This is a genomic window from Paenibacillus taihuensis (assembly GCF_003386535.1).
GTDB lineage: Bacteria > Bacillota > Bacilli > Paenibacillales > Paenibacillaceae > Paenibacillus_Z > Paenibacillus_Z taihuensis.
Genome location: NZ_QTTN01000034.1, coordinates 62,043 through 68,283 on the forward strand (window position 1 = coordinate 62,043; position 6,241 = coordinate 68,283).

Sequence of the window (6,241 nt, forward strand, 5' to 3'; positions counted from 1 at the left end):
CACGTATGTACGTGCCTTATCGGTTCATTGTTTTATTAAGCTACTGCAGTTTTGCTGTTTTCAAGCAAGAACTTGATTGTTTTGCGAAGTACAAGATCTTCTTTGATGTTGTCGAGGTTGCCGTTCGCTTCGAAGATCGAGCGAAGCTCTTCAACCGAGCGGTTGTACTGCTTGGACAGATTCTCAAGCTCTTCGTTCAGATCCGCTTCGTCCGAAACGATGCCTTCGTTCTTCGCGATTTGCTCAAGAACGAGGTTGTTGCGAACGCGTTTCACAGCGTCTTCACGCATTTGACCGCGCAGTGCAGCTTCGTCTTGACCGGAGAACTGGTAGTACAGCTCCAGGTTCATACCTTGCATGCGAAGACGGTTCTCGAAGTCGCGAAGCATGAACGATGTTTCGGATTCGATCATTGCTTCTGGGATGTCGATTACTGCAGCTTCAGCCGCTTTTTCAACTACAGCTGCTTCACGAGCAGATTCGTTGTCTTTCGATTTTCGCTCAGCAAGCTTCGCTTTCAGATCTTGCTTGTACTCTTCAAGCGTATCGAATTCGCTAACGTCTTTTGCGAACTCATCGTCAAGAGCCGGAAGGTTCTTGCGCTTGATTTCATGCAGTTTCACTTTGAATGTTGCTGGCTTGCCAGCAAGGTGCTCTGCGTGGTATTGCTCTGGGAACGATACTTCAACATCCTTGAAGTCGCCAGTTGCCATGCCGACTACTTGATCTTCGAAGCCTGGGATGAATTGGCCGGAACCAAGCTCCAGGGAGTGGCGCTCTGCTTTACCGCCTTCGAATGCTTCGCCGTCTACGTAGCCGTCGAAGTCGATTACTGCGATGTCGCCCTTCTCTGCTGCGCCTTCTTCGATAACAGTCAGCTCAGCGTGACGCTGTTGCAGACGGTTCAGTTCAGCCGCAATTTCTTCTTCAGTAACTTCTGCATCTGCAGCCGGTACTTCAAGACCTTTGTACTCGCCAAGCTCAACTTCAGGCTTCACAGTTACTTTAGCCGTGAACTTGAATGTTTGGCCTTTGCCGAATTGTTGAACATCGATGTCAGGACGATCTACTGGGAAAATACCAGTTTCTTTCACAGCTGCTGCATACGTATCAGGAAGCAGGATGTCGATTGCATCTTGATACAGGCTTTCGATACCGAAACGGGATTCGAAAATCGCCCGCGGTACTTTACCTTTACGGAAGCCCGGCATGTTTACTTTTTGAACCACTTTCTTGAATGCCTTGTCGAGTGCTTCGGTAACTTGTCCAGCATCAACCTCTACGTTGATGGAGACAAGATTCTTGTCTATTTTTTCCCAAGTTGCTGTCATGTTATGCTTTCCCCTCCAAATTAAATAACACATCAATCTGTGTCAGATCCCATACCGTAATAAACCATTCTATTATACTCAACAATTTGAGTAAGATCAAGACTGGCCCCCGTGCTCGTTTTTAAATTGTACAATTTGGCGCAGCGATCGGCAAGCCTGTTCGTAACGGAATCGCAATGCGTCTGTAATCCCATAGGCTTCCCTTACTTCGTCGTCATCCGCTCTTCCATATAACGACAGCTCGAGCACTTGATGGAGCGCCGCGGCGTAGCAATCCACCGTCTCATCGTCGTCATTCTGCAAGCGCGTATAGGCCGATGTGCCATAAAGACATTGCAGACACTCTTTCCACAGCTCACGGGCAAAATGAGGCAGCGATGCGTCCACCACTTCTGTTACCGATTCTACCCGTTCTACGACCCTTATAACCACTGGCGGAAAATCCTCCATCGAAAGCGGCGTCGCTTCGATGTCGAGCTCTACCGTTTCTCCGAATCGCTCGAGCTGGATTATTCCAGCCGCGCCAAGCTTCTTCAGCGATTGCAGCGCTTTGAACTGCAGCGCCGGATGTACATCGGCACTGGTCAACCACGTCACAATGGTCTGCTCGACGAGCGGATGCTGCAAATAAGCGGCACGCTCCAGCGCCAAAATCTGCTGATCCGCCACCGGATGATGCTGCATGATGTAGAGCACCTGCTGCACGAAGGCATCGTCGTATTCGCCGGAGCTCAGTGCATCACGCCGCAGCGACTCTTCGTCCAGGTCTTCGTCGTTCCCGTTTGCCAGCGTATGTATTCCGTTCCCAGTCACTTCATGGCCAGGAAATGCAACATCCAGCCATGTTAGTAAGTTGCTCCATTCCTCATAATGACGCTTCTCTTCTCCTTGGCAGTTCAGCAGGAAACGAAGAAGCTCCTTCGCTTCGCCGTATCGCTCAGATTCGAGCATGCGCGTCAGCTGATTCTGGTATTGATCGAGCATACTGGGAAAAAGATAGACGTTCTCTTTGTTGTCACCTTGCGTATTAGTGGGAGTTGTAATAAAATCACCGCCTTGTTCGAGACTGATTATATCACCCCTTACTGTTTATTTCCATTTGGCCGTGATCCAGTTTGTCCCATGCGGCAAAAAGCCTCATATGCGCTCCTGCTTCACGCCTATGAGGCCCTGTATGGCATAGTTCCTATGCCCTATCAGTTATCTTCCATGTCAGCAAGAACCGCTCCTTCAATATCGTGAAAAGGGAACCACTCGCCGTCCACCATAAACCGGCCGCCGAACTGATCGACCCGCTCCACAACGCCTTCGATGCGCGTCTCTTCGAACGGATCGAACATGCGGATCGTAATGAGCTTGTGCAGCTGCAGCGAGGCGCTGAACGCCATGGCGATGTCCGCCCACTCCGCTTCGTCGATATGTTTGCGTTCCCGGCGCCGCAGCTCCCGCTGATGTTCATTTTGCGCCAATTTATGCTCGGGCAGCATCATCCGGCTGTCCTCCCACAGCCAGTTGCCGCCTGCTGTCAGCTTCTTGGAATCGCCCATCCCTCATACGCCTCCATTATTTGTAATGTCCGCCAATCTTCATGGCCCGGTCCTGCGCTTGCCCCGCAGCCGTCTTGGAAACGGCGCGCATAATAACGGCATCGCCATACTTATCCTTCAGCCGATCCATCGCCGCTTCGAGCGCGCCAAGCCGCTCGCGGTTGTCATCCATCACGAGCTGGTATTGGTCGTCCGTTTGAAAGCCTGTCACCGATATGCCGACGCGCCGCACCGGAAGCCCATCCCAGTGCCGGTCGAACAACGACATCGCGTTGTAATATAGATCATTCGTCACATGCGACGGATACGGCAGCGTCATCTGCCGGCTGAAGCCTGTCGGGCGGTCGAAATCCGCCCCTTGGCAGCCGACCGACAGCGTCCGCCCCATCTTGCCGATCGAGCGGCAGCGGCGCGCCACGAGCTCGCACAGCTCAAGGACGATGACCTTGAGCTCATCGCGTGTCCCGTAGTCGCGCGGCAGCGTCATCATATGGCCGACCGACTTCTCGCCCATATGCGTCCCCGGCTTCACCGGAGAGTCGTCGATGCCGTTGGCGATCCGCCAGCACACCTCCGCCTGAACGTCGCTGTTCTTGCCGAAGCGCTGACGCATTCGCTGCTTGAGCTGCGCGAGCGGCGTCTGCGCCAGATCGCCGATCGTGCGGATGCCCATCCGCTCGAAATGCGCCGTCATGCGGCTGCCGACCATGAACATCTTGTTGACGGGCAGCCGCCACAGCGAATCCGCCAGCCGCTCCCGTTCGAGCACGTAGATGCCGGATTCGTTCTTCTTGGCGAAATTGTCGCATGCCTGCTTCGCCAGCACCTTCGAGTCGGAAATGCCGAATCGCGTATGCACGCCGATCGCTTCCTTCACGTGAAGCTGGATCATCCGCGCGAGCGCCTCGGGATCGCCGCCGTACAAGTGCAGCGAGCCTGTTACATCGATGAACTGCTCATCGATGGAATAAGCCTCAACGAGGTCGCTGTAGCTCTCGTAAATCTCGGAAATGCGCATGCTATAGTCGATGTAGCGCTGCATCGAAGGCTTAATAATGACGAGGTCCCTGCACTTGGAGAGCGCCTCGCCGAGACGCTCCGCCGTCGTAACGCCCTTCGCCTTCGCAAGCGGGCACGCAGCCAGGATGATGCCGGAGCGGCGCTCCGGATCGCCCGCCACGGCGACCGGCTTCCCTTCCAGCTCCGGATTGAGCGCCTTCTCCACGCTGGCGTAGAAGCTCTGGCAGTCCACCAGGAAGATGGTTCTTGATTTACCCGGCACGATGCTTCACCGGATCCACTGCCAATATCCCTTCTATGCGAAAAACGCGCGGCGCACCCGCCGCCATACAATGCGCCCGGACGAAAGCTCCGTTAACCGCATGCACCTTAATCCGCCGCTTGCTCAGCTTGCCTGCGCGATCTTCATAAATGATATCAACGACACACCCGACATACTTTGCTATTCGCATGGTGCCATCGCCCCCCTAATAATACGAACGTATATTCTCATTATATGACGAGAATGCATGTTCGTATACAAACTTTTATTTCCAGATGATGGGGCGGCAATTTTTTTCAAAATAGAACTTGCCATTTCCAAAAGCTACATGCTATAATAAGTCTCGTTGTCCCAGTAGCTCAGTTGGATAGAGCACACGCCTTCTAAGCGTGTTGTCGGGGGTTCGAATCCCTCCTGGGACGCCATCTTTAAACAATCGATAAATGACAAAGCCTCGAAGCCCTTGATTTCATTGGGATTCGAGGCTTTTTTGGTTTTTCCCCCGTGTAAAACCCATCCTTTATAGGCACCCTATCATTATGAAAGGAGTGCAATGCATCAAATGACAACACAGCAAAAAGGGCAAACGAAGCCAAGCTCGTTCCCGCCGCAGCACCAGAATCAGCAGCCCGGCATCGAGAGCGAGATGACGCCGAGGCCGATGTTTGATTGTCCGAACTATAAGCCAGCAGGCAAGCTGGCAGGCAAGGTTGCCCTTATAACAGGCGGTGACAGCGGCATCGGCCGAGCTGTCTCGCTTATTTATGCGAAGGAAGGCGCCGACGTAGCGATTGTATATTTGAGCGAGGACGGCGACGCGAGCGAGATCAAATCGCGCATCGAAGCGCTGGGCAGGCGCTGCATTACGATTGCCGGCGATATCGGGAACCCTGAGTTTTGCAAAAAGGCGGTCTACGACACCACGTCGCAGCTCGGGGACTTAAATATCGTCGTCAACAATGCGGCGGAGCAGCATCCGCAGGAGAGCATTGAGCTTATAACGCCGCAGCAGCTGGAACGCACGTTCAAGACGAACGTCTTCGGCATGTTCTATATCACGCAAGCCGCAATGCCGCATCTGAAGTCAGGCGCTGTCATCATTAACACGACATCCATCACGGCGTACTTAGGAAGCAAGGATCTGCTCGACTACTCGTCGACGAAAGGCGCGCAGGTTGCATTCACCCGATCCTTGTCGGCGAATTTGGCGAGCCAAGGTATTCGTGTGAACGCCGTTGCGCCTGGCCCGATCTGGACGCCGCTCATCCCATCCACCTTCGACGAGCAGAAGGTCGCCAAGTTCGGCGCAGACACCCCGATGAAGCGCGCCGGTCAGCCGGAGGAGCTCGCCCCTGCCTACGTCTATCTGGCGTGCGAGGATTCGTCCTATATGAGCGGCCAGGTACTGCATGTGAACGGCGGAGAGATCGTGAACGGATAAGGGCAAGAGAACGCGTAACTATTCGCCCTTAAATTGGATTTATCCAACATAGAAAGGCCAAATCAGCAGAAATTGCAAGTTATAATGGAAAAATCCACTCAGTTCTGCCTAAAACAAGCCGTTGGAGTCCTTTTGGCCGAAAATGAGTGGAAATATCCAATATAGCCACAAAAAAGCTGTTGTTTCGTTCAAAATGAGTGGATTTATCCAACATAGCGCACTGCGAGCCGTATGCGGACAAGGACATCCAAGCGAGCAAGGCGCTACCAATGCAAAAAACCAGCCCATTAGGCCAATGTCATTAAGTTAAGGTGTTGAACCAAATATCTATGCAAAGGAGCAGGTTATCGAAAGATAGCCTGCTCCTTTTTTGCGTGAAAAAGAGTAAAAGAACTTGACAAGCAGTTGAAAATGTGTGGCGAAGCCCCTTGAAAAAACGAGGAGGTTTCGCCCATGAATACGTACGCGAATTCACTAAAACAAAAGCTGACATCCCTTATTCAAGAAATGTCAGCCGCACCAGCACTGTATGTCAAAAACCCCGAAAAAGACTTTACGCGAAAGAAAAAGTTACCCTTTGAAACGGTTATGCAGCTCCTGATCTCAATGGGCGGAAACAGCCTATACAAGGAGCTCTTGG

6 protein-coding genes, 1 tRNA gene and 1 pseudogene are annotated in these 6,241 nt (G+C 52.7%); 3 read left to right on the forward strand and 5 right to left on the reverse strand.

Translation table 11 applies throughout. The features are described 5' to 3' along the window. Positions 1-35: 35 nt before the first annotated feature. The 5 genes from tig to A8990_RS23170 form a co-directional block, all read right to left on the reverse strand. Entirely contained in the window at positions 36-1,331 is a 1,296-nt protein-coding gene (tig, locus tag A8990_RS23150; protein WP_116191426.1) for a trigger factor, read from the reverse strand. Between the two features lie 96 nt (positions 1,332-1,427). Further along, on the reverse strand, positions 1,428-2,282 hold the full coding sequence (locus A8990_RS23155; RefSeq protein WP_245996164.1) for a hypothetical protein: 855 nt from the start codon (positions 2,280-2,282) through the stop codon (positions 1,428-1,430). A gap of 245 nt (positions 2,283-2,527) precedes the next feature. Beyond that, on the reverse strand, positions 2,528-2,878 hold the full coding sequence (locus A8990_RS23160; protein WP_116191428.1) for a YolD-like family protein: 351 nt from the start codon (positions 2,876-2,878) through the stop codon (positions 2,528-2,530). A gap of 16 nt (positions 2,879-2,894) precedes the next feature. After that, positions 2,895-4,160 (reverse strand): DNA polymerase IV, encoded by a 1,266-nt coding sequence (locus A8990_RS23165; protein WP_425463926.1) that lies wholly within the window; start codon positions 4,158-4,160, stop codon positions 2,895-2,897. Next, on the reverse strand, positions 4,150-4,350 hold the full coding sequence (locus tag A8990_RS23170) for a WYL domain-containing protein (RefSeq protein WP_116191430.1): 201 nt from the start codon (positions 4,348-4,350) through the stop codon (positions 4,150-4,152). The genes A8990_RS23165 and A8990_RS23170 overlap by 11 nt, the downstream gene beginning before the upstream one ends. A gap of 158 nt (positions 4,351-4,508) precedes the next feature. Here A8990_RS23170 and A8990_RS23175 point away from each other — a divergent pair. From A8990_RS23175 to A8990_RS23185, 3 genes and pseudogenes are all read left to right on the forward strand, one after another. Beyond that, positions 4,509-4,585: transfer RNA gene (locus tag A8990_RS23175), tRNA-Arg, on the forward strand. A 137-nt stretch (positions 4,586-4,722) separates the two neighbouring features. Next, positions 4,723-5,601: an SDR family oxidoreductase gene (locus A8990_RS23180; protein WP_116191431.1), complete on the forward strand. Its 879-nt coding sequence runs from the start codon at positions 4,723-4,725 to the stop codon at positions 5,599-5,601. Positions 5,602-6,054: 453 nt separating this feature from the next. Continuing rightward, a pseudogene (locus A8990_RS23185) lies at positions 6,055-6,241 on the forward strand (IS4 family transposase); the annotation flags it as partial.